This window comes from Streptomyces spinosisporus (assembly GCF_022698145.1).
Taxonomy (GTDB): Bacteria; Actinomycetota; Actinomycetes; order Streptomycetales; family Streptomycetaceae; genus Streptomyces; species Streptomyces spinosisporus.
Genome location: NZ_JALDAX010000081.1, coordinates 1 through 259, shown reverse-complemented (window position 1 = coordinate 259; position 259 = coordinate 1). Strand labels below are relative to the sequence as shown.

At 68.0% G+C, this 259-nt stretch carries 2 pseudogenes; both read left to right on the top strand.

The annotated features are described in order from the left end of the window. Nucleotides 1-81 (top strand): annotated as a pseudogene (locus MQN93_RS43800) (sulfite oxidase-like oxidoreductase); the annotation flags it as partial. After that, nucleotides 51-259, top strand: a pseudogene (locus MQN93_RS43795) (oxidoreductase); the annotation flags it as partial. The pseudogenes MQN93_RS43800 and MQN93_RS43795, both read left to right, overlap by 31 nt.

Below are 259 nucleotides of genomic sequence, written 5' to 3'. Positions count from 1 at the left end.
GACACTCCTGGGTTCTGGGAGAGCGCCGGCTATCACAACTACGGAGACCCATGGCGAGAGCAGCGGTATTGGGGAGACTAGGCGACCGGCTGCGCTGGCGGGTCGCCGAGGTGACGGGACGGCACGTCGAGTCGCCGACGGCCGTCACCCTGACCTTGGACGTGCCGGGTTGGCCCGGTCATCTCGCAGGTCAGCACGTGGACGTCCGCCTGACCGCGGAGGACGGGTACAGCACGCAGCGCAGCTACTCCATCGCATC